23 protein-coding genes and 1 tRNA gene are annotated in these 24,416 nt (G+C 69.0%); 15 read left to right on the top strand and 9 right to left on the bottom strand.

Annotated elements, in window-relative coordinates:
* Nucleotides 1-2: 2 nt before the first annotated feature.
* Nucleotides 3-1,223, top strand: coding sequence for a hypothetical protein (locus FBT69_08375; GenBank protein MDL1904806.1), 1,221 nt, complete (start codon nucleotides 3-5; stop codon nucleotides 1,221-1,223).
* Between the two features lie 40 nt (nucleotides 1,224-1,263).
* Nucleotides 1,264-1,635: a carboxymuconolactone decarboxylase family protein gene (locus tag FBT69_08370; protein MDL1904805.1), complete on the top strand. Its 372-nt coding sequence runs from the start codon at nucleotides 1,264-1,266 to the stop codon at nucleotides 1,633-1,635.
* A gap of 9 nt (nucleotides 1,636-1,644) precedes the next feature.
* On the opposite strand, the gene FBT69_08365 is transcribed toward FBT69_08370, so the two are convergent.
* The 4 genes from FBT69_08365 to FBT69_08350 all read right to left on the bottom strand — a co-directional run bounded on the left by FBT69_08365 (nucleotide 1,645) and on the right by FBT69_08350 (nucleotide 6,964).
* Nucleotides 1,645-2,850, bottom strand: a complete 1,206-nt coding sequence (locus FBT69_08365) for an amidohydrolase (GenBank protein ID MDL1904804.1) — start codon at nucleotides 2,848-2,850, stop codon at nucleotides 1,645-1,647.
* Between the two features lie 30 nt (nucleotides 2,851-2,880).
* Nucleotides 2,881-3,306 carry a ferritin-like domain-containing protein gene (locus tag FBT69_08360; GenBank protein ID MDL1904803.1) on the bottom strand — a complete coding sequence of 142 codons (426 nt, stop codon included), beginning with the start codon at nucleotides 3,304-3,306 and terminating at the stop codon, nucleotides 2,881-2,883.
* Between the two features lie 65 nt (nucleotides 3,307-3,371).
* The gene (locus FBT69_08355; protein MDL1904802.1) at nucleotides 3,372-5,789 is read right to left on the bottom strand and encodes a hypothetical protein; all 2,418 of its coding nucleotides are present in this window, start codon (nucleotides 5,787-5,789) and stop codon (nucleotides 3,372-3,374) included.
* A gap of 113 nt (nucleotides 5,790-5,902) precedes the next feature.
* Entirely contained in the window at nucleotides 5,903-6,964 is a 1,062-nt protein-coding gene (locus FBT69_08350) for a PEP-CTERM sorting domain-containing protein (GenBank protein ID MDL1904801.1), read from the bottom strand.
* Between the two features lie 291 nt (nucleotides 6,965-7,255).
* On the opposite strand from FBT69_08350, the gene FBT69_08345 reads away from it, so the two are divergent.
* The 3 genes from FBT69_08345 (at nucleotide 7,256) to FBT69_08335 (ending at nucleotide 9,927) form a co-directional block, all read left to right on the top strand.
* Nucleotides 7,256-8,635: an MFS transporter gene (locus FBT69_08345; GenBank protein ID MDL1904800.1), complete on the top strand. Its 1,380-nt coding sequence runs from the start codon at nucleotides 7,256-7,258 to the stop codon at nucleotides 8,633-8,635.
* Nucleotides 8,636-8,727: 92 nt separating this feature from the next.
* Entirely contained in the window at nucleotides 8,728-9,513 is a 786-nt protein-coding gene (locus tag FBT69_08340; protein ID MDL1904799.1) for an enoyl-ACP reductase, read from the top strand.
* A 120-nt stretch (nucleotides 9,514-9,633) separates the two neighbouring features.
* Nucleotides 9,634-9,927: a hypothetical protein gene (locus FBT69_08335; protein ID MDL1904798.1), complete on the top strand. Its 294-nt coding sequence runs from the start codon at nucleotides 9,634-9,636 to the stop codon at nucleotides 9,925-9,927.
* Between the two features lie 78 nt (nucleotides 9,928-10,005).
* Here FBT69_08335 and FBT69_08330 read toward each other — a convergent pair whose 3' ends face one another.
* Nucleotides 10,006-10,920 (bottom strand): fibro-slime domain-containing protein, encoded by a 915-nt coding sequence (locus tag FBT69_08330; protein ID MDL1904797.1) that lies wholly within the window; start codon nucleotides 10,918-10,920, stop codon nucleotides 10,006-10,008.
* A 256-nt stretch (nucleotides 10,921-11,176) separates the two neighbouring features.
* Between FBT69_08330 and murA the strand changes: the two genes are divergently transcribed.
* A complete protein-coding gene (gene murA / locus FBT69_08325; GenBank protein ID MDL1904796.1) occupies nucleotides 11,177-12,487 on the top strand; it encodes a UDP-N-acetylglucosamine 1-carboxyvinyltransferase in 1,311 nt (436 codons plus the stop codon).
* A gap of 33 nt (nucleotides 12,488-12,520) precedes the next feature.
* On the opposite strand, the gene FBT69_08320 is transcribed toward murA, so the two are convergent.
* Nucleotides 12,521-13,087, bottom strand: a complete 567-nt coding sequence (locus FBT69_08320; GenBank protein ID MDL1904795.1) for a sigma-70 family RNA polymerase sigma factor — start codon at nucleotides 13,085-13,087, stop codon at nucleotides 12,521-12,523.
* A 262-nt stretch (nucleotides 13,088-13,349) separates the two neighbouring features.
* Between FBT69_08320 and FBT69_08315 the strand changes: the two genes are divergently transcribed.
* The 5 genes from FBT69_08315 (at nucleotide 13,350) to FBT69_08295 (ending at nucleotide 17,746) form a co-directional block, all read left to right on the top strand.
* Entirely contained in the window at nucleotides 13,350-14,669 is a 1,320-nt protein-coding gene (locus FBT69_08315) for a hypothetical protein (protein MDL1904794.1), read from the top strand.
* A gap of 342 nt (nucleotides 14,670-15,011) precedes the next feature.
* Nucleotides 15,012-16,076, top strand: coding sequence for a hypothetical protein (locus FBT69_08310; protein ID MDL1904793.1), 1,065 nt, complete (start codon nucleotides 15,012-15,014; stop codon nucleotides 16,074-16,076).
* A gap of 16 nt (nucleotides 16,077-16,092) precedes the next feature.
* The gene (locus tag FBT69_08305; protein MDL1904792.1) at nucleotides 16,093-16,473 is read left to right on the top strand and encodes a hypothetical protein; all 381 of its coding nucleotides are present in this window, start codon (nucleotides 16,093-16,095) and stop codon (nucleotides 16,471-16,473) included.
* Nucleotides 16,474-16,505: 32 nt separating this feature from the next.
* Nucleotides 16,506-17,012, top strand: coding sequence for a hypothetical protein (locus FBT69_08300; protein ID MDL1904791.1), 507 nt, complete (start codon nucleotides 16,506-16,508; stop codon nucleotides 17,010-17,012).
* The gene (locus tag FBT69_08295; protein ID MDL1904790.1) at nucleotides 17,012-17,746 is read left to right on the top strand and encodes a type II secretion system protein; all 735 of its coding nucleotides are present in this window, start codon (nucleotides 17,012-17,014) and stop codon (nucleotides 17,744-17,746) included. Before FBT69_08300 ends, FBT69_08295 begins: the two co-directional genes overlap by 1 nt.
* Before the next feature lie 50 nt (nucleotides 17,747-17,796).
* On the opposite strand, the gene FBT69_08290 is transcribed toward FBT69_08295, so the two are convergent.
* A tRNA-Leu gene (locus tag FBT69_08290) sits at nucleotides 17,797-17,880 on the bottom strand.
* 622 nt (nucleotides 17,881-18,502) lie between these two features.
* Here FBT69_08290 and FBT69_08285 point away from each other — a divergent pair.
* The 4 genes from FBT69_08285 to FBT69_08270 all read left to right on the top strand — a co-directional run bounded on the left by FBT69_08285 (nucleotide 18,503) and on the right by FBT69_08270 (nucleotide 20,913).
* Nucleotides 18,503-18,994: a DoxX family membrane protein gene (locus FBT69_08285; GenBank protein MDL1904789.1), complete on the top strand. Its 492-nt coding sequence runs from the start codon at nucleotides 18,503-18,505 to the stop codon at nucleotides 18,992-18,994.
* Between the two features lie 115 nt (nucleotides 18,995-19,109).
* Complete coding sequence (gene tmk / locus FBT69_08280; protein MDL1904788.1) at nucleotides 19,110-19,778, top strand: dTMP kinase; 669 nt, start codon at nucleotides 19,110-19,112, stop codon at nucleotides 19,776-19,778.
* Nucleotides 19,779-19,800: 22 nt separating this feature from the next.
* Nucleotides 19,801-20,526 carry a glycerol-3-phosphate 1-O-acyltransferase PlsY gene (gene plsY / locus FBT69_08275; protein MDL1904787.1) on the top strand — a complete coding sequence of 242 codons (726 nt, stop codon included), beginning with the start codon at nucleotides 19,801-19,803 and terminating at the stop codon, nucleotides 20,524-20,526.
* Between the two features lie 168 nt (nucleotides 20,527-20,694).
* A complete protein-coding gene (locus tag FBT69_08270; GenBank protein MDL1904786.1) occupies nucleotides 20,695-20,913 on the top strand; it encodes a hypothetical protein in 219 nt (72 codons plus the stop codon).
* Nucleotides 20,914-20,919: 6 nt separating this feature from the next.
* Here the strand turns inward: FBT69_08270 and FBT69_08265 are convergent, their stop codons facing one another.
* Nucleotides 20,920-22,650, bottom strand: coding sequence for a GAF domain-containing protein (locus FBT69_08265; GenBank protein MDL1904785.1), 1,731 nt, complete (start codon nucleotides 22,648-22,650; stop codon nucleotides 20,920-20,922).
* A complete protein-coding gene (locus FBT69_08260) occupies nucleotides 22,604-24,409 on the bottom strand; it encodes a hypothetical protein (protein MDL1904784.1) in 1,806 nt (601 codons plus the stop codon). Before FBT69_08260 ends, FBT69_08265 begins: the two co-directional genes overlap by 47 nt.
* Nucleotides 24,410-24,416 lie beyond the last annotated feature (7 nt).

Raw genomic sequence — 24,416 nt, 5'->3', positions numbered from 1 at the left:
CGATGCCGCCCTCAAGAGCGATGCCGCCGCTCCCGTTCGGCGGCGCATCTTCACGAAGAACAAACACGCGGGGCGGGGGTCGTGGGCGATCGAAGGATGTACCATCCTGCAACGGGCGAGGGCTGCTCATGATTCGAACCGTCGGGATGGTTGCTCGCGTGTGGATTGCGATCGCGTCATGCCTCGTGATGGCGTCGCAAGCTCCCGCGCAGGGTGCGAGAGGCGCAGGGGCGTTCGACCACGTCATCGTCATCTCCGTCGATGGCCTGCGGAGCGATGCGCTGCTCATGCTCACGCCGCGACAGGCGCCGGCCCTGCACACGCTCATGGCAGCCTCCAGCACGCTCAACGCGCGCACCGACCCCGACTACACCATCACCCTCCCCAACCACACCGCCATGCTCACCGGCCGCCCGACGCTCGGCGAGCGCGGCCACGGCTGGACCGACAATGACGACCCGCCCACCGGCGAGAACCTGCACACCCGCAAGGGCGAGTACGTCGCCAGCGTCTTCGACGTGGCCGCGGCGGCCGGCGTACGCACCGGCCTCGTCGCCAACAAGTCAAAGTTCATCCTCTACGCTCGCAGTTGGGGCGAGACCGATGGCGATGAGAGCGAGCCACCTTCCCGTGCGAGCGAAAGCCGCAACACCCTCGAGCACTACAGCCGCTCAAAGACCATTGAGGGGGTGTGCGACGACGCCCTCGCGTTCCTCGCTCGGCACGCGGGGGAGCGATCGCTCCTCTTCGTTCATTTCTCGCACACAGATTCCGTTGGGCACGACCATGGTTGGGACATGACCGAGGGCAGCCCGTACCTGCGCAGCGTCCGGGAGACGGACGGCCAGGTCGCGCGGTTGCTCGACGCGGCACGCACGCTCGACGGGCTGGCGGGCCGCACGGCGATCATCCTGACGGCCGACCACGGCGGGGGCGCGCCCTTCAAGAGCCACCTGCGCGCGCACATGTGGATCAACTACGTCATTCCGTTCTTCGTCTGGACCGGCGACGACGCTCCGCGAGCGGATCTCTACGAGCTCAACGCTGACACGCGCCGCGACCCGGGTCTTGCCCGACCCGACGCGGGCGTCGACCCGCAGCCGATCCGGAACGGCGACGCGGCGAACCTGGCCCTGAGCCTGCTCGGGCAGCCCGCGGTGCCGGGGTCGGTGTACGGCGCGGACCATGGGCTGCGCGTCGCCCTGCCGGCCGCCGGCCGGTAGGCTTCGGTCGTTCTCGCACGCCCAGCCGACAGGAAGCGCCATGAGCGAACCGAGCCGCCTCGCGGAGTTCCGCGCCTTTCGTGAGAAGATGAACGCGCGTATCTTCGAGCAGAAGGACACGGTCATCAATCGTTTCTTCGGGCTGGATGCGCAGGCTTACAAGCCCGGGGCGCTCGACGCGCGCACGAAGGAGATCGCGGGACTCGCCGCGTCGCTGGTGCTGCGCTGCGACGACTGCATCGCGTACCACGTCATCCGCTGCAAGGAGGAGGGCGTCTCGGACCGGGAGATCTGGGACGTGCTTGGCATCGGGCTGCTCGTCGGCGGCTCGATCGTGATCCCGCACCTTCGTCGGGCCGTGTCGCTGCTCGACGAGATCAATGCCGGAGCGGGCGCTGCACAGGGAGAGTGATGCTCCGTCTCACTCCGCGAGCGCCAGGCGGCACATCATCTCGACGCCGGTGGCGATCGCCCCGTCGTTGAAGTCGAACTCCGGCTGGTGCAGGAGCGGCACGGCGGCCGGGTCCGCGCCGGGCGCGAGCAGCCCCAGCATGTAGAAGCACGACGGCACGTGCCGGCCGTAGTAACTGAAGTCCTCGCCTCCCATGACCGGCTCGGGGGCGAGGGTCACGCGCTCCGAACCCAGCCCGTCGCGCGCCACGGCGAAGAACCGCTCGGTGAGCGCGGCGTCGTTCACGGTGGCGGGGTATCCGTCCTGCCAGTCGATCTCGGCACGGCATCCGAAGGCGGCGGCCGTCGCCTCGACGATGCTGAAGAACCGTCCGCGTGCCATGCGCCTGGTTTCGGCGCGGAGCGTGCGCACGGTGCCGACGAGTTCGACCTCGGGCGGGATGACGTTGTTCGCGCTCCCGCCCGCGATGCGTCCGACGGTGCAGACGACCGAGTCGAGTGGGCTGGTGTTGCGGGAGGCGAGCGTCTGCAGGGCGGTCACGGCGTGCGCCGCGGCGACGACGGGGTCGCGGGCGAGGTGCGGGAAGGCGGCGTGCCCGCCGACGCCCCGGACCTTGACGACGAAGTCATCGGTCGCGGCCAGCAGCGGGCCTGGCCTGGTCGCCACGACGCCGAGGGGGAGTTGCGGCCAGCCGTGGAGGCCGAAGATGGAGCCGACGCGCGGGCCGATGCCTCCCCCTTCGTCGCCGAGGAGCGCACCCTCGTCGCACATTCGTTCACCACCGGCACCGCCCTCCTCGGCGGGCTGGAAGAAGAACGTGACGGGGTTCGGGCGGCGCGGCAGGCGTGCCAGCGCACGGGCCGCGCCGATGAGGATCGTCGTGTGCCCATCGTGTCCGCAGGCGTGCATGACGCCGGGTCGGCACGATGCGTAGGGCCGACCCGTCGCCTCGACGATCGGCAGCGCGTCCATGTCCGCCCGGAGCGCGACGGCGGGCCGGCCGGTGCGTTCGGTGGCGGGCAGGTGCGCCAGGACGCCGGTGCGGGCGACGCCCGCCTTGAACGCCACGCCTGCGGCCTTGAGTTCGCGCTGGACGACGCCGCTGGTGCGTTCTTCTTCGTAGCCCAGTTCGGGGTTCCGGTGCAGGTCGTGGCGGATCGCCACGAGTTCGGGCAGTTCCGCCCGCACGATGTCGCGCAGCGAGGCGTCGCTCATGGACGGATGGTAGGCGTCGGCGGCGTCCGCTCAGAGGGGCCATTCCCGCAGGATGCGCGCCGTTTCGTCGCGGTGGTCGGTCTCGTCGCGGACCATGTCCTCGAGCGTGACCTGGAGTCCCTTGTCCCCCGCCTGCTCGGCCTGGCGGGCGCGCTCGGTGTACCGGCGCACGGCGTCGCTCTCGGCTTGAAGGATGGCTTCGAGCATCGCGCGGTTGCCGTCGGGGACCGGGACCGGGCGTGCCGAAGTCGTGGGCACGCCGCCGAGGGCGACGATCTTGTTCGCCAGAATCTGCGCGTGCCCCGTCTCGTCCGGCACTTCTGCCATGAAGAACTTGCTCAGTTCGGGGCGGTACGGGCCGCTCACGCGCGCGGCGTAGGTGAGATACTGGATCACGGCGGCATACTCGTGCGCGAGGTCGTCGTTGAGCAGGCCGATCAGCGTCCTTGTGTCCATGGCGCGTCCTCCGTTCGTTCGTTCACGGTAGGAGTGTACGCGCGGCGTCGCGGATCGCGCCCGGCTCAGCCGAGCGTCCAGTCGTTGAGGAATGCGAGGAAGTCGAGCGTGTCGATCTTGGTGTCGCCGTTCCAGTCGGCCTTCGGGTTGCCGGCGACCCAGTCGTTGAGGAATGCGAGGAAGTCGAGCGTGTCGACGACGGTGTCGCCGTTGTAGTCGCCCGGTCGGCCGGGGCAGCTGGAGAGCACGCGGAAGTCGTCGATGCACGCTTCGACGAGGGACTGGGGGTCGTAGTCCGACGCCACGAACCGCAGGCGCACCTGAGCCGTCGGCTCCACGACACTGCTCAGCGCGTGCTGCACGAAGTACCACCCGCCCTCGACTTCCGGCCCCGTCGGCCCGACGGTTTCGAGGTTCGTCCACGTCGCGCCGCCGTCATTGGAGATGTCCACGACGAAGACGTCCGAGTACGGCCCGTTGCCGGCGTGGTTCGAGTACCACCGCCAGTACGAGACCACGGGTTCGGCGGCGTCGGAGAGGTCGAGCACGGGGCTGAGGAGCGTCGTCTTGCCCTCGTCGACGTCCCACGATCCCGCGCTGCTGCCGGCCCGGCCGTCGGTGACGAAGCAGTTCTGCCCCACAACGACCCACCCCGGCTGCACGATCTGCCCGTTGCTCGTGGTCTGCTGTGGCGCCATGCGACCCCAGATGCCGCGCGGGGCGTTGTCGCCCGGCGCGCCGACGGTCCAGCCGCGGTCGGCGTCGAAGTCGTCGGCGAAGATGACCTTCCGCGCCTCGACCGAGAACGGGTCGTTCGCGCCGCCGGACGGGTAGGTCAGCGTCGAGCCGTCGGCCAGTTCCGCGGTGAAGTAGAACTCGACGCTGCGTCCGCAGGCGACGGCGGGGAGCATGGCGTCGTAGGCCTTGCCGCCCGTGGGCGTCAGCGCGGCCTGCGTGAATCCGCCCGTGGTGGTGCGTGTCCACACCGATTCCGAGCCGGCGATCACCACGCCCCCGCCCGGATCGACGCGCACGGACAGGGTCGTCGGCGCGTCCGCCTCGACGTAGGAAGGTGCGCCGTTGGGGAGCGAGATCGTGGCGGGCAGATCGCTGATCGCCTCGGCGAGCGTGAGAATGGCCGCGAAGTTTTCCTCGCCGGTTGGGATGATCTCTTCCGGGGGCAACAGGAAGCCGGGGAAACCGGAGGTGGGGCGGAGTTCGATCGTGAACCCGTACAGGCCTGCGGTGTAGGTCCAGTCGGACATGATGCCGGAGGCGGCGTAGAGCTCGATGGCGTGCTGTGGGACGTAGGTCTGGTTGTGGACGGCCTTGATCGCGGCGGCCATCTGTGCGCCCATCTGGACGAAGTTCGAGTTGTCCGGCTCGGGGGGGGTCGCGTTCGTGAAGCCCCACGGGTAGAGGATGAGCTGCGAGTAGCTGTGGAAGTCGATGTGGGCGCGTCCGTGCGGCTGGGCGAGGATGTAGTCACGTACGACCTGCGTCTCCGGCTCGGAGAACGGGGCGGTGCCGCGGTAGGTCTCGCTCGACCCGCTGCCGCTCGATCCTTCGCCGCCCCAGTTGATGTCCCAGTTGCGGTTCAGGTCGACGCCCCAGGTGCCGCCGCTGTTCTGGCGGCGGTTCTTCCGCCACATGCGGTCCGTGTTCCAGGAGTACTCGTACCCGTCCGGGTTCACGATCGGCACGATCAGGAACTCGAAGCGGTCCATCAGGTCGGTCACGCGCGGGTCCACGCCGTACTGCCGCAGCAGCTGGTCCGCGATGAACGTCACGGTCATCGGGCTGACCCATTCGCGTGCGTGCTGGCAGCCGTTGAAGATGAGTTGCGGCTTGGGCGATTGCCCGCCGGTGCCGGTGACGCGCAGCGCGACGATGGGGCGGTTCTGGAGCGACTGGCCGATCGTGCTCACCGAGGCCATCGCGGGGAACTCCGCCACCAGCCCGTTGCAGTAGGCGAGGAACTCGGCGTTGGTCCGATAGTTCTCGAACCACGTGAGGTCGCGCAGTGTGCGTCGTCGCTCGATCTCGGCGCGCTCCGCGTCGATGAGCGCCTGCACGTCCTCGACCAGCACGACCGGATCGAGGCCGAGCCCGCGCAGGGCTTCGATCGCGTCCGGCGTCACCATCACCTCGATCGGGCCGAGTCCCACCCGCTCGGACCAAGTCGACGTCGCCAGGTTGACCGTCGCGGTCAGTTGGCGAGCGGTGCGTGGTTCGACCCGCACGACCTTCTGGCCGTCGTAGCGCACCGGCTCTCCGGGCATGCCCTCACCTTGCGCCCACGCCGCGCACGGCGCGAGGCATGCGACCAGAAGCGAGACGATCAGCGAACGGAGCAACATGGCGCGTCTCCTCGCGGCCGGCGTGCGAGCGCTCGGCCGATAGCGGCAACCCGGCGGCGAATCATCCCCCGGCATCAAGATATCGCCTTTGACCGCTTCGACAAAGTGTTTCGCGGGTTCCATTCGCGTCGCAAGGTCCGACGAACCGGGGGCTTTCCCGCCCGCGGAAGTCGATGAAAAACGCCCGGCGGGGTTGCCGCCGGGCGTCAGAGGACGTCGGACGTCGGGTGAATCGCTCAGCGGCGGCGTCGCATGGCGACGAGCGAGCCGATCCCGAGGAGGGCGAGTGAGCCGGGGGCCGGGACGAGGTAGAAGTTGCGTGCCTCGAAGTTCGAGGCGATGAGGGAGAGGCCCGAGCCGTCGAGGTTGACGCTGTAGAGTTCGTCGCTGTTGGAGGTGGAGAAGTAGAGCTTGTTGGTGATGGGGTGGTAGACGACGTCGAGCATGCCGCTGCCCTGGGTGATGCTGACGACGGAGGCGATGCTGGAGAAGTTGCCGCCGCCGTCGAGGTCGATGCGGTAGAGGGTGTCTGTGCTGAGGTCGGTGATGTAGAGTTCGCCGGCGGGGCCCGCGGCGACGCCGCGGACGAAGGTGAGCGGGGTGCCGATGGAGGTGTTGCTGAGGTCCACGAGCAGCGACATGGTGCCGTTCAGGCTGCCGTCGACGTTCACTCGCCAGAGGGTGCTGCCCTTGTTGAGGTCTCCGGAGCCGCCGTCGTAGACGCCGCCGTTGAGGGAGGTGGCGATGTAGTCTCCCGCGCCGGAGGGATCGACGATCATGCGTGCGCCCTGGCGGTAGACGGGGGGCGGGTCGCCGGAGGGCGCCTGCTGGAAGACCTGGGTCATGTTGCCGTTGCTCAGGTCGTACCCGAGGATGCCGTCGAACGCGGGCTGCTGCATGGAGTTCTCGGGCGGGTTGTTGACGACGAGCAGGTTGTTGGTGGGGGCGTGGTAGCGGAGTCCGATGGGGTTCTGGAGCGGGTCGTTCTGGGCGAAGACGCTGCTGACGGGCGCGCCGCCGAGGAGGCCCTTGATCTTGAAGATCGTGGCGGTGCTCGGGTCCTGCACGGGCAGGGGGCCGTTGGCGACGTAGAACGCGCCGCCGGGTCCGCGCTCGATGCCGGCGAGCCGGATGTTCGGGTCACCGTAGGTGATCAGGGGGGTGATCACGTTGGTGTAGACGTTCATCTTGTATACGGTCTGGGTGTTGTGCTCGGTGATCAGGATGTTCTGTCCCGACGCCGCGCCCGTCACACCGCCTGCGAGCGCAGCAAGCATCGCGATCCGAATCGTCTTCATTGTTGAGTCTCCCTCTTGCCTGTGAGATGCACGAACCGGGTGCGGAGGCCCCGTCCTTCTGGCGCCCCCGTGGTTGTCCCATGATATCTCAAACCCGTCATCACGCGAAGTGCGATCCCCCCGAATTTTCCAGACTCTCCAGATCAAGGTTCGCGTTTCGCAGGATGAGGGTTTCAGGGATGAAAGAGCCGGAGCCGGCCTGGGGCGTGCAATCTCTGCGCGACGGGCCTTGCGGGAGCGTCCGGGCCGCCTCACCCGTTCCCAGTGCGACGAATCGCGTCTTGCCGGGTCATGAAAAATGCGGCTGGCCAGAACTTTTGCCACTCGCACGCGCCGCTGCGGTTCGGGTTACCCGAACAGTGCGGCTTCTTGGCGGTTTCGCCGCTCCTACAACTCCCCTTCGTGGGCCGACCCTTCCGCGAAACTGCGCTGCCTGGAAGCGTTTCGATCGGCGTCATGAGTGCGGCGCGCCTCCGCGCGGGCGTCGCCATCGGCGCGCACACCGCCGTGGACTTCTACTCGTTTCTCCCCATCGGCCTGCTCCCGCTCTTCCGCGCGCGCCTCGACGCCACGCCCGCGCAGGTCGCGCTGCTGCTGGCGGTCGGTTCGGTCACCAGCGGGCTTGTTCAACCGGCGGCGGCGTTCGTGAGCGATCGTCTGAACACGCGATCGATCGGCACGCTCGGCCTGCTCGTCGCCGCGGTCGCCATCTGCGTCATGCCGTTCGCACCGTCGTTCGCCGTCTTGCTCGCGCTCTACAGCGCGGGCGCTGCGGGAGTCGGCGCGTTCCACCCGCCCGCGGTTGCCGCCGTCGGCCAACTCGCGGGCCGGCGCCGCTCGCTCGCAGTTTCGGTTTTTTTCCTTGCGGGCATGGGGGGGGGCATCCTCGGGAACGTGCTCCCGCCGCAGCAGGCGGCGAGGTTCGGGGTTGAGTCGCTGGCGTGGCTTGCGATCCCTGGCGTCGCGGTCGCTGCTGCGCTCGCGTGGGCGATCCACGCCGTTGCGCACCGTCGCCACGATGCGCACGAGAAGCACCGCGGCCTCAGCCGGGTGGACCGCCGCCGGCGCTGGGCGGCGGTCTGGCTTCTCTACGCGGGCAACTTCGTGCGTTTCAGCGTGAACATGGCGCTGGTGTACCTGCTGCTGGCGTGGGTCGAGGAGCGTGTGCGCTCGCACGCCTCCGCCGACCCGCTCGCGCTCGACCTTGCCCAGCGCGCCAGCGCGATCAACGGCGCGATGCAGGCGGCGATGCAGGTGGGGATGGGCTGCGCGGGACTGGCGGCGGGCTGGTTTCTCCGCGCCCACCACGAGAAAGCTGCGCTGGTCGCCGTGCCGATGCTCGGGGCCGCCGCGGCCGCTCTCATCCCGAACTCGTCCATCCCGGCGGGTTTCGCGCTCACTGTGGTCGCTGGTGCGGGCTTCGGCGGTCTCGTTCCCGTCACGATCGCGCTCGCGCAGCGTCTTCTCCCGCACCGCACGAGCCTCGCCTCGAGCCTGATGATGGGCGGCGCATGGGCGTTCGCTGGGGTCGGCTCTCTGGCCGCCGAACGGCTGCACCACGCCCTCGGGCTGGGGGCTGCGTTCTTCGTCACGGCGGGGGCCCTCGCGGTCGCGGGTGTGCTGAGCCTGCTCCTGCCCGGCCCGCTTCTTCGCTCGATCGACCCGCATTGACCTTCAACCATCGTGCAGCGGACTTGCGGCGGGGCCTTTCGAAGCCCTGTCTCCTATTCTTCCGCTCATCACCCTCCACACCGGAGCCTCGCATGAAACTGCTGGAAGGTCGTCACGCTCTCATCGTCGGCATCGCCAACGAGCGCTCCTACGCCTGGCACATCGCTGCCGCCCTCCTCGAGCACGGCTGCCGGTGCGCGTTCACGCACCTGCCCGGCGAGAAGAACGAGCGCCGTACCCGTCGCGCCGTCGAGGCGCTCGGCGTTGCCGATCCGTGGCTTGCGCCGATGGACGCGTCGAGCGACGAGCAGATCGACGCCGCCTTCGCCCGCTACGCCGAGTCGTTCGACCGCCTGCATGTGCTGGTGCACTCGATCGCCTTCGCGGACCGCGAGTGGCTCGCGCGCGGCAAGTTCGTGCAGACCCCGCGCGCGGCGTACCTCAGCGCCATCGACGTCTCGGCCTACACGCTGCTCGCCATGTCCCGCGCGGCCGCGCCGCTCATGGAGCGATCGGGCGGCGGCTCGGTGATGGCGATGTCGTATTACGGGGCTGAGAAGGTCGTGCCCGGGTACAACGTGATGGGCGTGGCAAAGGCCGCCCTGGAGTGCACGGCCCGATACCTCGCCGCGGAACTTGGCGAGAAGGGCATTCGCGTGAACACCATTTCGGGGGGCTACCTTCGGACGCTCGCCTCATCGGCGGTGGGGGGCGTGGACGATATCGAGCGGATGAACCTGGAGCGTGCTCCGCTTCGGCGCAACGTGGAAGGGGCCGACGTGGGCCGTACCGCCGTCTACCTGGCCGGCGATCTCTCGTCGGGCGTCACGGGCGAGAACATCTACGTGGACTGCGGGGTGAACACGCTCGGCATCTGACCGGCGCAGTTCGTGCGCACCATCCTACATCCATCTATATGTAGTGGTGAGGTTCCAGCCGATAACCCCATCGCCCGTGGTGGGTGAAGCGCGGACGGTCCTCTCGTCGATATTCCGTTCGTGAGCGCATTCGGCACATCCGCGGCCCAGTCGGTCGCCGGCCTGCACCAGGCCGAGCAGGTTGCGGCGCGCGACGTGGCCCGCAAGGAGGCCCGCCGCCCGCGCGATCCCGCTTCGACGCGCGAGCAGGAGGAGCTGGATCGCGTCGAGATCGCGGAGGCGGTCCGGAACCTGAAGGACAACGCCCAGGAGGAGGCGCGCGAGGACCGGCAGGAGCGTCCCGCCTACGCCCCGGACGGTTCTCTGCGGCCGGGCGAGGGCGCGCGGCGTCCGAGCATCGACGTGCAGGGCTGATTTCCGCGGCGCACAAAGACACGCCCGGCTTCATGGGAGCGCCGGGCGTGCGGGGGTGGGGGCGGTATCGGGCCGCGATCAGTCGTAGAGAGCGGCGGAGACGGGGATGGCGATGTCGCGCAGTTCGAGCGAGGTGGTGATGCGGAAGTTCGCCTCGGTGGTGTGCCGTTCGGCGAAGAAGAATCGCAGCTGGTAGGTGTTCCCGTCCACGAGCCAGCCGAGGCGGTCGAGATCGATGGTCTGCTCGATCGCGCCGTGGACGCCGCCGAGGTCGATGACGAGCCAGCCGTCGACGAAGACCCAGACGTCGTCGTCGCCGCGGAAGGTGAAGACCTGTCCCGTGTTGCGGCGGTAGACGAACTGGGTTCCGAGTTCGAAGGTGAAGTGGTAGTTCTTGCCGGTGCTGCCGTAGTTGCCGTAGAGGTCGCCGTTGATCGGGAAGAACCCGCCGAGGCTGGAGAACTGCGGGTCGGTGCGGTCGTCGAAGACGTAGTGGCCCGAGTCGGGGTCGCGCCGCAGGGTGATTTGCATGGTCTTGGAGATGTTCACGCCCGGCTGGTCGCGGAACCACTGCGAGAAGGACTGGGCGGAGTTGACGGCGTTGCCTTCGGATTCCATCGTGCCGGCGACGTCTCCCGGCCGCGAGTCGATGTGATCGCGAGGGGACATGATGTTGCGGCCCGATCCGTCCCTCCACTGGCTCGTGACGCGGTGCCCGCGCGAGCGAAAGACGGGTTTGCCGTCGGGGTCGAGGCGGTCCTCGACGATCTTCATGTAGTGGCCGAAGGAGCCCTTGTTGTCCTTGTTCCGCGGCTGCCACTGGAAGTCGGTGTGACCCCCGGGCAGCTCGCGGGCTTTGAAATCGCGCACGATGCCCGTCAGCACCAGCGAATCGGGGCCTTGCTGCTGTGCCGCGGCCGCCTGACCGAGCGTGATCGCGCCCGCCAGGGCGAGCAACGCCGTGCCGCTCCGTTGACCTCTCCCGTACCGCATGAAGCACCTCCGTGTCGGTTCCGTTTGCCTCACCCTTCACTCTCCAAACTCCCGGGCGTGACGGCCAGCGCGGGGAGGTGGTAATCCGGCGAGTCGGGTTCGATTGGCGTGGTCGTGCGGGTTGTGCGGCGTGCCCCGGGAGCACGCCGGGCCGAAACCGCGCTCAGGCGGCGCGGAATCGGTGTCTCCCGCTCGGGACGCCGCGCGGCCGATGTACCATGCCGTTCGTCGGGGATGCAGACGCACGGAGGCCGGGATGGACCGATTCGTTGTCGAGGGCGGTCGGAGGCTCGAGGGGCGGGTCCGTGTCAACGGGTCCAAGAACGCGGCGCTCCCGCTGCTGGCGGCCGCGCTGCTGACCGATCGCCCTGTCCGGTTCCGCGACGTGCCGGACCTCGCCGACATCCGGAACATGCTGGGTCTGCTCGCGGAACTCGGCTGCTGCCGCACCGACGAGCGCGGGCCAGCCGCCGACTCCGGCACCGTCACGCTTCAGTCCGTGGACGAGTTCCCTTCGCATGCGCGCTACGACGTCGTCAAGACCATGCGAGCGAGCATCTGCGTGCTCGGCCCGCTTCTCGCCAGGCGCGGACGCGCCCGCGTCTCCATGCCCGGCGGGTGCGCCATCGGCGATCGCCCGGTGGACCTGCACCTGCGCGGCCTGCGCGCCCTCGGCGCCCGCATCACGCTCGAACAGGGCGACATCGTCGCCTCGGCTCCGGCCGAGGGCCTGCGCGGTGAGACCGTCTTCCTCGGCGGCCCGTTCGGATCGACCGTCCTCGGCACCGCGAACGTCATGTCCGCCGCGGCTCTCGCGAAGGGGCGCACCGTCATCGAGTCCGCCGCCTGCGAGCCGGAAGTCGTGGACCTCGCACGACTGCTCAACGCGATGGGGGCGCGGATCACCGGCGCCGGCTCACCCCGAATCACGATCGACGGCGTCCCCTCGCTCGGCGGCGCGGACCACGCCGTCATCCCAGACCGCATCGAGGCCGGCACGCTGATGTGCGCCGCCGCCATCACGCGCGGCTCCGTCGTCCTCGACAACTGCCCCCTCGACGCCATGCTGGCTGTGGTCGATCGCCTTGAGGCCGCGGGCGTGCGGGTCGAGCCGGTGGGCGGCGACGACCCGTTGCGATGCGTGTGCCGCGTCTCGTGCGACCGCGCCCCGCGCCCGGTCGAGGTCACGACGCAGCCGCACCCCGGCTTCCCGACGGACCTTCAGGCCCAACTCATGGCGCTGCTCAGCATCGCGGAGGGCAACTCGGTGATCACCGAGCGCATCTTCCCGGAGCGGTTCCTGCACGTCGCCGAACTGGGGCGGATGGGGGCGAGCCTCTTCCGCTCGGGCGCGACGGTCGTGGTCTCGGGCGTGCGCCGGCTGCGCGGCGCGCCGGTGATGGCGAGCGACCTGCGCGCCTCGGCCTCGCTCGTCGTCGCCGCCCTGGCCGCCGAGGGCACGACCACCATCAGCCGCGTCTACCACCTCGACCGCGGCTACGAACGCCTTGAAGACCGCCTCACTTCGCTCGGGGCCACCATCCACCGCGAGCGCGAGCCGGGGTGAGCCGGGTCGCGGATGCAACGCAAGGCTCTCGGGTCATGCTCTCCCCCTGTTCGTGCGTCTTTGAAGGTCCGCGATCAGGCGTTGCCAGCGTTTGCGGGCCGCTGCGGGAGAGACCCCGAGCCTCGGAGCGATGACGGCGTAGGGCGCGCCCGCGAGCCTCAGCCTCAGGAGTTCGCGGTCCTCGGCGCGGTGGACCTCGCGCAGCATCCCGACGGGGGTGAGGTCAGGCCGCTCCGAGGAGGGACTGTGGCGCCCGAGGCGGGCGCCGTTGAGGCTTCCGGGGCCGCGGCCGTGGCCGCTCTGCTTGGCGTGCCGCGAAACGGCCCGGTCGCCGATCCGGAAGATCAAAGCCCAGAGTTGGGCCTCGCTCTCGACGGCGAACCGCCCCGAGAGAACGTATGCATCCAGCCGCTGAGCGATGGCCGAAAAGATGTCGTCGGCGTCGATCAAGCGGCGGACAGGACCGCGGAGCCTGGCGCAATACCGCCGCTTGATTCGAGCGGCGTTGCGGCAGAGGAAGGAAGCGACAGCGTCGCGGTCACCGCCCAGGGCCTTGGCGAGCAGGTCGGGGTTGTCCTTCGGGGGCGCACGATGAACCACGGCGAATCCCTCCGATCGTGCCGGGACGCACCCACAGCCCACGCCCCCAGTAGAACGACGGGGACGGTATCTGTCAAGTCTATTCACGAGCATTGAGGTCAACAAAACCGAAAAGATGGCGTCACGAGAGGCCGAGTCCGGAGTATCAGTTTGGTAGAGAGGCGTGCTGTCAACCGCTCTGCGGTGATCCGCTGCCCGATCCCCCGTGTTGCGGGTGCTATACCGACCCCTGATTCCGCATCAGCAGGAAGAAGCCCCTCGCGTGCTGGAGAAGATGGTCATGACGAAGCTGATTCTTGCGATGACGATCGCGTTCAGCGCCTATGCGCAAGGCGACCCCGCCCCGCGACCCGCCGCAGAGAAGTTTCAGGAAGCCGCTCTTCCTGTCGGGAAAGGCGCATGGGTGGCAGTTGTCGGCCCGGAAGCGTACCTCGCTCTGATCGCGGAAGACCTGAACGACGCGCTGCGATTGCGAGAGCTGGGTCTGCCGGGTCACTGTAATCTGTTCCGACGCGCCGCTGCTGCGCTTGCGAGAGTCGAGGCACACGCGGAGGCGATCCGCGTATTGAATCTGGTGGTGGAGGATCCGGAGAGCGGCTTTGATCTCGCGGCGGCACACAGGATGCAGGGTCAGTACTGGCTTGTGCTCGGGCAGTCGCGTCAGGCGGAACGGGCGTTCGAGGAGCAGTTGGCGCTCTACGATGCGGATCCGTCCATGCAACGCCGGTTCACAAGCAGCTACCTCAGCGGCATTTCCCAACTACGGATGTTGCTCTTGGCTCGCGGCGACGTGCATGGTGCGCTGAGCGTCAATGCCAGGATCGTCAGGGATCGGGGCCTCTTTGACCGTGCGACGGTGGCATCAGCGCTCAGAGCAGCTGCGGACATGCATGGCCGACTGGGAGACAAGACTTCCCAGATCGAGTTCGTCGATGAACTCCTCAGCGAATACGCTCAGGATGTGGTCGGCGGAAATGCGGCGGTCGCTCGGCTGCGCCTCGTGCGCGCCGAACTCATCGATGCAACGAGATCTACGGACGCCTACATCGCCGAGCTCAGGCGCCTGTGGGATGATCCCGACCTGGTCAGTGACCCGTGGACAGTCGAGGTCGTAGCGCAGAGGCTCGGTCAGGCGCTCAAGGCACGGGGCAGAGTCGATGAGTGGCTCGGAGTGACCGGTGAGGCGCTCGATCGGCTTGACACGATCCGGAAGCACCCGGCTCCGGCGGTCGAGCGCGAGAGTGGGTCCTTTGACCGGCGGATGCGATCATCAGAGGTAACCCTGCTCTCCGTACTGAAAGGGGCTGCGCAGTTCGGTCGTTCTGACCTCGCCTTGTACTCGCTCGAAAGGCTCAGCGAGCTGTTGCCCGACGAGAGAGAACGCGAGAACATACGAAAGCAGCGAGAGCGCCTCGAAGATCGTTTGATCGAAAAGCTCGGGGCCGTAGGGGCTGATCCTACCACGAACCTCGTTCGGTTTCTGAACGCGTGGGTCGCGGGCGAGGGAGATTACAACAACGACGGGGTAACCGATTCCGCTGACCTGCTGCTCTACCTCGAGCGCTGGACCTCGAAGCGTTGAGGGTGAGGCACGGCTTCGCGTGCCTCCGAGTCCTTCGGTGGCACGCGATGAGGCACGGCGACTCCCTCCGGCCGTGCCGGAACGCAACCGCGGCCCACGGGGATGAGTAGAACGACTCCGGCGGGGCGTGTCAAGTCCTGCCCCCGCCCGTTGGGGCGGAGCAACGGAAAAAACTCGGGAATCCATGTCACACGAGCGGGCCTTGCGTGCATCTGCATTCTGGCGGGAGACTTCTGCGGGAGCCGGGGCATGAGAGGATGCGGGCGGCGGAGCGGCATGACGGCTTTCCGGCCGTCGCTCGGAGCGAATCGCATATGCGCGTTCGCATGTGTGTTGCTTTCGGTGTTCGTTGCGGCCGCGGCGCACGGGCAGGAGTTGGGTTCGCTGGAGTGGTTCCGCGCGGAGTGGAAGGCTGCGGAGAAGGTGGGGCTTCCCGAGGGGCATTACATCGACTACTCGATCCTGACGAGGATTCCCGGCGACGAGGCGGAACTGGCGCGATTGGCGGAGATCATCGAGGGCAAGCCGGACCACCCGCTGCGCCGGACGCACGATGAACTGAAGTCGCAGATCGAGATCGGGCCGAAGACGACGCGCTACCGCCTGTGGTACGGCGGGCCGAACCGCTGGCGACTGAGCATGACGCACCCGTTGCACCTTCCCGCCGGGTACGAGTACGCCGAGATCGCGTACGACGGCCCCCGCACGTGGTGGATGACGCCGAAGGAACTGCGGCTGCTCGACGCGCGCCGGCCGCCCGAGGGCCACGACCCGGCCGGGTTGATTTCCGCCCTGCCGCATTACATCAACGACTGGCTTGCGATGGGGTTCTCGTCCGGCCCGCTCGGGGTCACGCCGGTAAGTTCCGTCGTGCGCGATGGTGTGTGGGAGGCGACGACCGCGTCCGCATCGGGGCAGCGTGTCTGGCAATACAGCGGGCACGTTGACGCGAGCCGAGTTGTCATCGACAGTATGACACTGATTGCGTCCAACGACGACCCGAAGTGGCTGGGCCATCGCAAGGTGTGGTCTGAATGGCTCTTCGTGGACGCCATCGGTCGATGGGCGGCTACCCGTGTGGATTCGATCGATGCCGATGGTCTCGCGTACATGACGACGGCTTTGCACGAGATTCGACCTCTGAAACCCGGCGAACTCGACCCGTTGATGACGCGGCCGGCAGCCGACAGCACGGATCCCGTCCGCGGCCCCGTGACCTTCACGTCCATCGTGGATTACGGCTCCGGGACCGCGGAGACATGGCAGGACGGTGAGCGGGTGACGGTCTCTCTCCCCCCGGACGCTTCGCGGCAACCCCCTCCCTCATGGCTCAAGCCCACCGGATGGACGCTCGTTGCGGTCATCGTCGGCGCGCTGGTGTGGCTCAGGCTGAAGCGAGGCCAGTGAGAACAAGGAAGGGACCATGAACACTCGAGAACTCCGTAAGAACGCTCTCGCACTCTGCTTGGCGGTCGCCGCCGGGGGAGTTGCAGTCGCGGTGCTGGCGTCGCCCGAATGCTACTCGAATGTCACGGTTGGTCAGGCGTGTGATCTTGGGGGCGGCGTCTGCTCCACGAGCCTCGCGTGCAAGACTCCCCTCCGTGTTGAGGATGAAACGGTGACGAACACGGTCAACGTCGGGAACAGGAAACTCTCCTCGCCGTACGGCTTCCTCTGCCACATGACATGGTGGGAACCGAATGATACCGGGGCGTGCGTGGTTTTTCGCTCCTGCTCCTTCTCCATCCAGGGGACTGTCGCCAACGGCGATCTCTGTGTCGGCGGGGGTGGGGGCGGGCAGTGAGCGACTGCCGCCGGAGCAACCGTCACTGAGAAATGGGAGCGATGTGCACGATGACCGCTCTGGGCGACAGCGCGGATCGACCACGCCTGCGCGTCCGCAGGATGGCCATGACCGTCCTGCCGACGCTGGCGATGATCGTCGTCCTGCTTGCCGGCCTGGCCAAGGCGATGGATGCGGGGGAGTTCGCGCAGGCCCTCGCACGGTGGACGGTCGTGCCAAGCGCCTTAGCCACGCCTATCTCGCTCGGCGTGATCGCGGCCGAGGTGGCGCTCGCCGGGGCGTGGCTGCTCGGGATTCGAAGGCGCATCGTCGCACGGGGCGCGTTGGCGTTGATCGTCGTGTTCTCGGCGGCCATGCTTGTCGAGTATGCGGTTGCGGAGGCGCCGGACTGTCACTGCTTCGGCCGTCTTCTGCGCCATCAGGCCCGGCAGGATGCGCTCCGGGACACGCTGATTCGCAACGGCGTGCTCTGCGTCATGCTCGCCTTCCGGTGGCGAGGCGGCACGACACGCGGGCCGGACGAGGAGGGAGGTGCGTGATGCCACGTCGCGCGTTCACCCTGCTCGAGATGATCCTCGTCGTTCTTCTGACAGCCCTTGTCACGGGTCTTCTGCTCCCGACGCTCGGCCATGTTCGAGCCTCGGCGCGCGACACGGTGTCCGTCGCGAACACACGATCGCACGCGCAGGTGCTCGCGGCATACGCCGCGGACTGGGACGACTACTTCCCCGCTTTCGCCGATCCAAAGGCGAAACGGTCTGTCATTCGCGGTTGCAACAAAGTTATCGTCTTCCCCTACTTCCACACCGTGTACCTTTGGCAATATGCGCTGTGTGAGGACTACTACAGCGGCGTCCTGAAGCACCGCTCTTTCCTCCACCCGGCCGCCGATCCCGACCCTTCGCCCGATGATCCGAAGAACATCGGCATCAACTACCTGCTATCGAGCGCGTTCCTCGCGGCCCCCGCCTACTGGGAGCCGGAGACCCGCACGGGGCCGAGCCAGTGGTGTCACAGCCGGCTCAGCAGCGCGTCGTTCCCTGCGCAGAAGGCGCTGATCACCGAGATCCATCCGGTGCGTTGGTTCCCGCACCCCGGCGTCGAGGATGGGATCGGCCTCGCGTTCGTGGACGGGAGCGCGGGGCGTTTCGCCAAAGCCGACCTCATCGAGCCGTACCCAAACGGGGAAGGCTCGTGGGATGGCACATGGCTCCCCATCGGCATCTACGGCATGCACACCATCCGCGGCTGGGACGGCCGGGATCGGCGATGAGGGGCACCAAGCCCGTGCCGTCACGCCTCACAGGCGGAGCAGCGTCGCACTGCGGGCGACAGGGGTCGAACCTGCACGGCCTTGCGGCCACGGGGACCTAAACCCCGCGCGTCTGCCAGTTCCGCCACGCCCGCGTCTCTACGAATCCTACGACCCGACACCCGCCGGCCCCCCAGCGCGGCACCTGCTTGATTGTGGGGCGGAGGTCTGCCCGATCCCGGGGCGGGGTCTTGCAGGCCCCGTCTCCCTTTCCGGCTCTCCTCTCTCTTCCCACCCCTCTCCTCTCTCATCCCCACCCCCTCCAATCATGCCCGAAACCCCGATCGGCCGATCCCGACAGAGACACGGGCCGATCCTGCGCCCGTCCCGCCCGGACCTGCCCCGAACGACGCGCGAGGTGCGCCCATGCGATTCCGAGACTCCGTCGCCCTGAACTTCGCGCCCCTCTTCCTCCGTGCCGCGCTGGGCATCGTCTTTCTGATGGCCGGCGCGGTGAAGGTCTTCCACGACATGGAGGTCTCGGGCGAGTCGGCCGCGCTGCTGGCGAACTACGGCATCATCAAGCCCGCCGGCGCGGCCCCGCAGCCCGCTCCGCCGACGGTCCCCGAACTCCCTCCGCCGGACGGGGACGGCACGGTGCGCGCCCCCGGCGCGGGCGCGACGCTCGCCTCCCAGCCAAACTACGCACTCGCCTCCGCGTGGCAGCCGCCGCGGTACACGGCCGCGGACTTTCCAGACCCGGTGCGGGTCCGCAGCATGAACGGCCTTGTCCTCTTCCTGCACTCGGCCGTCCACCCGCCGCTGCACCCGGAGACGAGCGCGCCGCTCCGCCCGCTCTGGCCCGACTTCGACCGCTCGCGCGACTTCGATCCGTGGCCGGTCTATGCGGCCCGCGCGGTCGCCTTCACCGAACTCATCGGCGGCGTGCTCGTGCTCCTCGGTCTGCTCACGCGCCTCGGCGCGCTGAGCATCGCTGGCGTCATGCTCGGCGCGATGTGGCTCACGCAGTTCGGACCCGCCATCCAGTCCGGCGACACCTTCCTCGGCTTCCTCCCCGACCACGCCTGGCACGACGGCGAGTCGTGGCAGCACCTGCTCTTCCAGTTCACCCTCTTCGCCGGAGCGATGTCGCTCTTCTGCACCGGCTCTGGCACGCTCGCCTGCGACCGCTTCTTCGCCTCCGGCCCGGGCGAGCCGCCCAAGAAGAAGAAGAGCAAGCCGCGCGACGAGGACGGCGACGAGGACTGACCCGCCGCGCCGTTGTGATGCCCGGCGGGCGCGCGGGTAGACTCGCCGCGTGCCCCGGGACGACCGAACGCAGGACGCGCCGCTCGAATGGCTCCGCTCGCTCGCGGGGCGGTTCATCGTCTTCGACGGCCCGGACGGCTCGGGGAAGAGCACCCAACTCGCCCGCTTCGTCGCGGCCTGCGCCGCCGCCGGCGTCGAGGTCTGCGAGGTGAGGGAACCGGGCGGCACAGCGATCGGCGAGCGTGTCCGCGCGATCCTTCTCGACCGCCGTCACGAGGGCATGAGCCTTCGGTGCGAGATGCTGCTCTACATGGCGAGCCGGGCGCAGCTCGTCGAGGAGCGCATCCGCCCCGCGCTCTCCGCGGGCAGGCTGGTCTTGGCCGACCGCTTTGTTTCCAGCACGCTCGCCTACCAGGGGACGGCGGGCGGGCTGCCGCTGGAGGACATCCACGCCGTCGCCCGGATCGCCACCGGAGGTACGATGCCGGACCTCACCGTCGTCTTCGACGTGGACCCGCAGACCGTCATCGAGCGCACCCGCGGCGTGGACAGCAAGGTCGTTCGAGGCGGCCGCGCCGTCGCGGGGATGAAGGACCTGTTCTCCGATCGCATGGAGGACAAGTCCGCGGACGCGGAGTTCAGGGCGAAGGTGCGCCGGGGCTACCTCGACCAGGCGTCCGCCCAGTCCGACCGCTACGCCGTCGTGGACGGCACGAAGCCGCCGGACGAGGTGTGGGCGCAGGTGCTGGCGACCGTTCGCTCTCGGCTCGCTCCCGGCGCGTGACAGGCTCGGAGCGGGGATCACGATGACACCCGACGCGTTCATCCTGATCGGCGCGGCCTACCTCTCGGGGTCGGTCCCGTTCGGCGTGCTCATCGCGCGCTCGCGGGGCGTGGACCTCCGCGCTCACGGCTCGGGGAACGTCGGCGCGACCAATGTCGGGCGCGTCCTCGGGCGGCGGTGGGGGATGCTCTGCTTTGCGCTCGACGTGTTCAAGGGCTTCGTGCCGACACTCGCCGCGGGCGCATGGATCGGTGTGCTCGGGCGGACGGACGTGCCCGCGCCCGAGGCGTGGGTGTGGCTCGCGGTCGCGGTGGCGGCGGTGCTCGGGCACGTCTTCCCGGTCTGGCTGCGCTTCAGGGGTGGGAAGGGCGTGGCCACCGGATTCGGGGCTGCGCTGGGCGTCTTCCCGATGCTCACGATCCCGGCGCTCGCCGCGCTGTTGGTGTGGCTCGTGCTGGTGGCGGCGACGAAATATGTTGGGATTTCGTCGTGCATCGCCGCGTTGACGCTGCCGATCGGCGTCGCCGTGCTGGTGGTGTTGAGCGACGCGACGCACGCGGGGGCGACGCCCTTCTACGCAGCAATGGCGTGCCTCGTTGTCCTGGTCGTGTGGCGGCACCGATCGAACATCGCCCGGACCTTTGCGGGCACGGAGAACCGCGTCGGGGGAGGCCGGGGCAGGCGTGTGGATGCGCGGGCGGAAGGCGATGAAGCCGACCGGCCCACCCCGGAGGCTCCCCGGGATTGAGGGGGGCGTTATCGGCGGACCCTCGGCGGCACGCGCTGATCGGACGGAAAAGCCGGAAAGCGGGCGAAGGTTGCGCGGTTGTTCGGGGGCGATCCTGCAACCACCCCCCCCGAGTCTCAGCGCGACGGGCGGATGGAACCGATGTTCGGGGGGAAGGAGCCGCCCCTGATGCCGAGACTCATCCTCCACCACGCGATCGACGCCCGCGGCCGCGACGACGAGCCGATCCCGTTCCCCAGGGCGAGCGGGCCGGTGCGGCTGCGATTGACGGACGGCGAGCGGTCCATCGAGGCGGTCGAGGATGCCTTCGGGCGGGTTCAGCGGAGCATGGACGCGATGGCCGAACTGCTCGGGCGGTGCGATGACGACCGACCGACGGCGGCGTGAATCGTCTCAGCCTTCGACGCGAACAACGAGCAGGGTGACGTCGTCGGGGCGTGCCGCGAGGCCGGCGAACTGCCGCAACTCCCAGAACACCCGTTCGAGGATCGTGCCCGCCTTGGCGGATGGGTCTTCGCTGATGGCGGCGCGGACGGCCTGCTGGAGCCGGCGCTTGCCGAACTTGCGGTTCTCGAAGTCCATCACGTCGCACGCGCCGTCGGTGTATGCGACGAGCGCGTCGCCGGGCCTGAGCGTTACTTCGGCCGCTCGGTACTCGTGCGCCGGGTCCACGCCCGCGACGATGCCGCCGATGTCGAGTTCCTGCGTCGTGGCGCCGCGGCCCGCGCGCACGATGAATGGAGGCTCGTGCCCCGCGCTGGCGTAGGTGAGTCGCAGCGTCGCCGGGTCCAGCCGTCCGAGCCAGAGCGTGGTGAACTCGCTCGGGAGCGTGTCGCGGCAGAGGTCTCGATTCACGGCGTCGAGCACGCGATGCACGTCGTGTGTTCGTTCCGAATGCGCCCGAAGAGAGGCGCGGACGGACGCCATGAGCAGCGCGGCGGGAATGCCCTTGCCGACCACGTCCCCGATGAGCAGCCCGAGGCCGCCGTGCGACTCGAACGCGTCGTAGAAGTCGCCTGCGACCTCAAAGGTCGGCTGATACCCGGCAGCGAGGTCGAGGCCTGTCGGTCGCGGGAGGCGGCGTGGGAGGAGCCTGCGCTGGACGTCCGCGGCGAGGGCGAGTTGTCGGTCCAGTTGGCGTTGGCGTTGTCGCTGGCGGATGAGCCTCGACTGCTGCACGGCGGCGGCGGCCTGCTGGGCGATCGAGCGCAGCAGCCTCTTGTCGAGTTCGTCGAAGGACCGCGGCGTGCGTGCGTAGAGGCGCATCACGCCGATCGGCCTGCCGCGGAAGACCAGGCCCGCACAGATGAACGCGCGCAACCCCTCGGTGCGCACGCGGTCGAGGATGCGGACGCGCGGGTCGAGGAGCAGGTCTTCGACCGCGACTACCTCTCCCGCGAGGGCGAGCCGGTCGAAGACGCGCCCCTCACTGAGCGTCTCCGGGCTGTCGAGCCACCATCGGCTGAGTTCGCGCGAGGCGGTGAGCACGAGGTCGCGTTCGTCCTCGGAGACGATGCCGTCGGCGTCCTCCTTGAGGAGCACGACCGATCCGGCGTCGAGCCGCAGCACTCGGAGGGCGGAGGCGAGCGCGGTGTCCACCATGGAGCGCACGTCGGCGGAATCCACGAGGAGCGCGGCGAGTTCGAAGAGGACGCCGAGTTCGTCGAGCGCGTGGCGGAGTTCGGCGGCGTTCTCGCACAGCTCACTCGAGGTGCGTGCGATGAGAGACAATGCTCGTTCGAGTCGTTCGCGGCCGCCGTCGGGCGGACCCTCGCGCCCGACGACGATGCGCCCGATGGTCTGCTCTCCGACCGTAAGGGGGAAGGATGCGCCGATCGCTGCGTCGGCGAGGCCAGAGCCGGGCGGGAGGGCGCGCCAGCCCCCGCCGTCGGCGACGATAACGCGATCACCTTCGTCGCGGACTTCGACGCGGATGCCGGTAAGGGTCGAGAGTTCGGCGCACATGCCTGCGAGGGAGCCGTCGGTGAGGAAGTCGCGCAGGGAGGCCGCACCGCGATCGGCGGCGGCACGATCGCCGGCGGTGTGCGTTGGCTCGGTCATGCGGGGATCGCCGCGCTCAGCCGGCGTCGTCCTCCTGCGGGTCGTCGTCGTTCGGCGGCGCATCGGCGGGCTGCGCGGACGCGGGGATCTCGCCGAGCCAGATGCCGCGCAGGAACGCGGCCAGGCGCTGGTCGGCGAAGTCGCGGCTGCGCTCGAGGCGTTCGACCGCTTCGCGCGCGAGCGCGGTATCGCCGGTCTGGTAGCCGATGTAGGCGAGCAGGAGGGCGGCGTCGGCGGCGGGCTGACCCTCGCGGTCCGCCTGCGCTCGCAGGTCGGCGCGCAGGGATTCGATCCGCTCGTCCGTGGGGAGCAGTCGTGCACCCCAGCGCATCGCCGACGCCTCGGGAGAGTCGAAGAGGAGTTTGCGGAGGTTGGTTGCGGCGGAGAGAAACATCCCGCCGCCGATCTCCGCGTGCACGCGCCCGTAGAGCGCGGTGACGTCGCCTGGCCTCGCGGCGAGCGCGCTGATGAACCTCTCCTCGGCGTCGAAGTAGCGGCCCTGCGCCAGCAGCTCCTCGCCGCGGCGCATGTGCTCGAAGAAGAGGTTGCGATCGTCGACGCCGGCGAGGATGAAGGTCTCGGACACGCCGGCGGATTCGCGGATCATCCGCATCGTTGCGGGATCGAACCTGAGTTGAACGGCCGGCGCGTTCGGGGCGGGAAGCCCGGGGATCGAAGCGAGCGGGTCCGGGACGGCGGGCGCGGTCTCCGTGCCCGGGAGCGGGGCGGGCAGGGCCGGCGCTTCGGGCAGCACGGGATTCCTCAGCGCTTCGGGGAAGTGCAGCTCGAGACGAAGTTGCTGAAGGTCGAGGATCCACGGCGGTGGGGCGGGCGTCCCCTCGGGCGTGGTCGCGGTTGCACGCCCGTCCGCGGCGGCGCGCCGGGCCATGCGTTCGATCGCACGCTCATAGGCCGTTCGCGCGAACGTGGATTCAGGACGACCAGGCTCGATCGCACCCGTCGGGGCGGCGATGTCGAGCAGGCCAGGCTCGGTGACCTCCGGCGGTGGCATGAACACCTCGGGTGGCACGCCCGGCACGGTGTGGGGCGCCGGCCCGAGGCGATGCGGCACCACGCCGGTCAGCGGTGAGGCGGACAGGCCGATGGACTCGCGCGTGAAGTTGTCCGTCACCACGGAGAGCATGGTCGGCTGCAGGCCGCGATTGGCGGCGAAGTCCGCCGTCGAACGCACCGACTGCGACAGGCTCGACTCCCACGCGGGCGGCAGGCGCAGGTCGGTCGTGGGGCGCGGGGTGCCTTCGAGCGTCGGCTCGGCGGGCGCGCGCGTCAGTCCAGGCTCGCCTCGGCCCGGGTCGCGGAACGAATCGACGGCGAGCCGATCCCAGTCGCTCCGACCGCCGCCGCGCTGGACCGCGAGCGGTCCTGCGAGGTTCGAGGGCGGGCGCTGCCCGGTGGTCAGCGAGAACTGGTACTGCAGCGCGTCCGTGCCGCGGATGCCCTGCCCGGCGAGTCCCGAATACAGCGAGTCGCGCCGGAAGGCGAAGAGGTCGTCCGAGCCGAGTTCGCCGCGGAACTCGAATCGGGAAGGCGTTACGTCGCCTCGGAAGGAGAACCCGGCGGGCGCGGAGCCGGTCACGATCGCCTCGCGGAAGGCGAGTTCGCGCTCGAAGGCGCGCGAGCGAGTGTCCATTGGCAGCGGCACGTTGCCGAGCCTCGTGCCGAGTCCCGGGGATTGCTGCTGCAAGCCGCGGCCATCGCCCAGGGCGTTCTGGGCGGAAGCGTCCGCGGTAGCCGTCATCCCTGCCGCAGCGGCGATGAGGCAGACCGGGAGAGGGAATCGCTGGGGGAATCTGCGGTTCATGGGTTCC

Source organism: Synechococcales cyanobacterium CNB (genome assembly GCA_030263455.1).
Taxonomy (GTDB): Bacteria; Planctomycetota; Phycisphaerae; order Phycisphaerales; family UBA1924; genus CAADGN01.
Note: the sequence above shows the minus strand (reverse complement) of the source record. Positions and strands in the feature narration are given on the sequence as shown.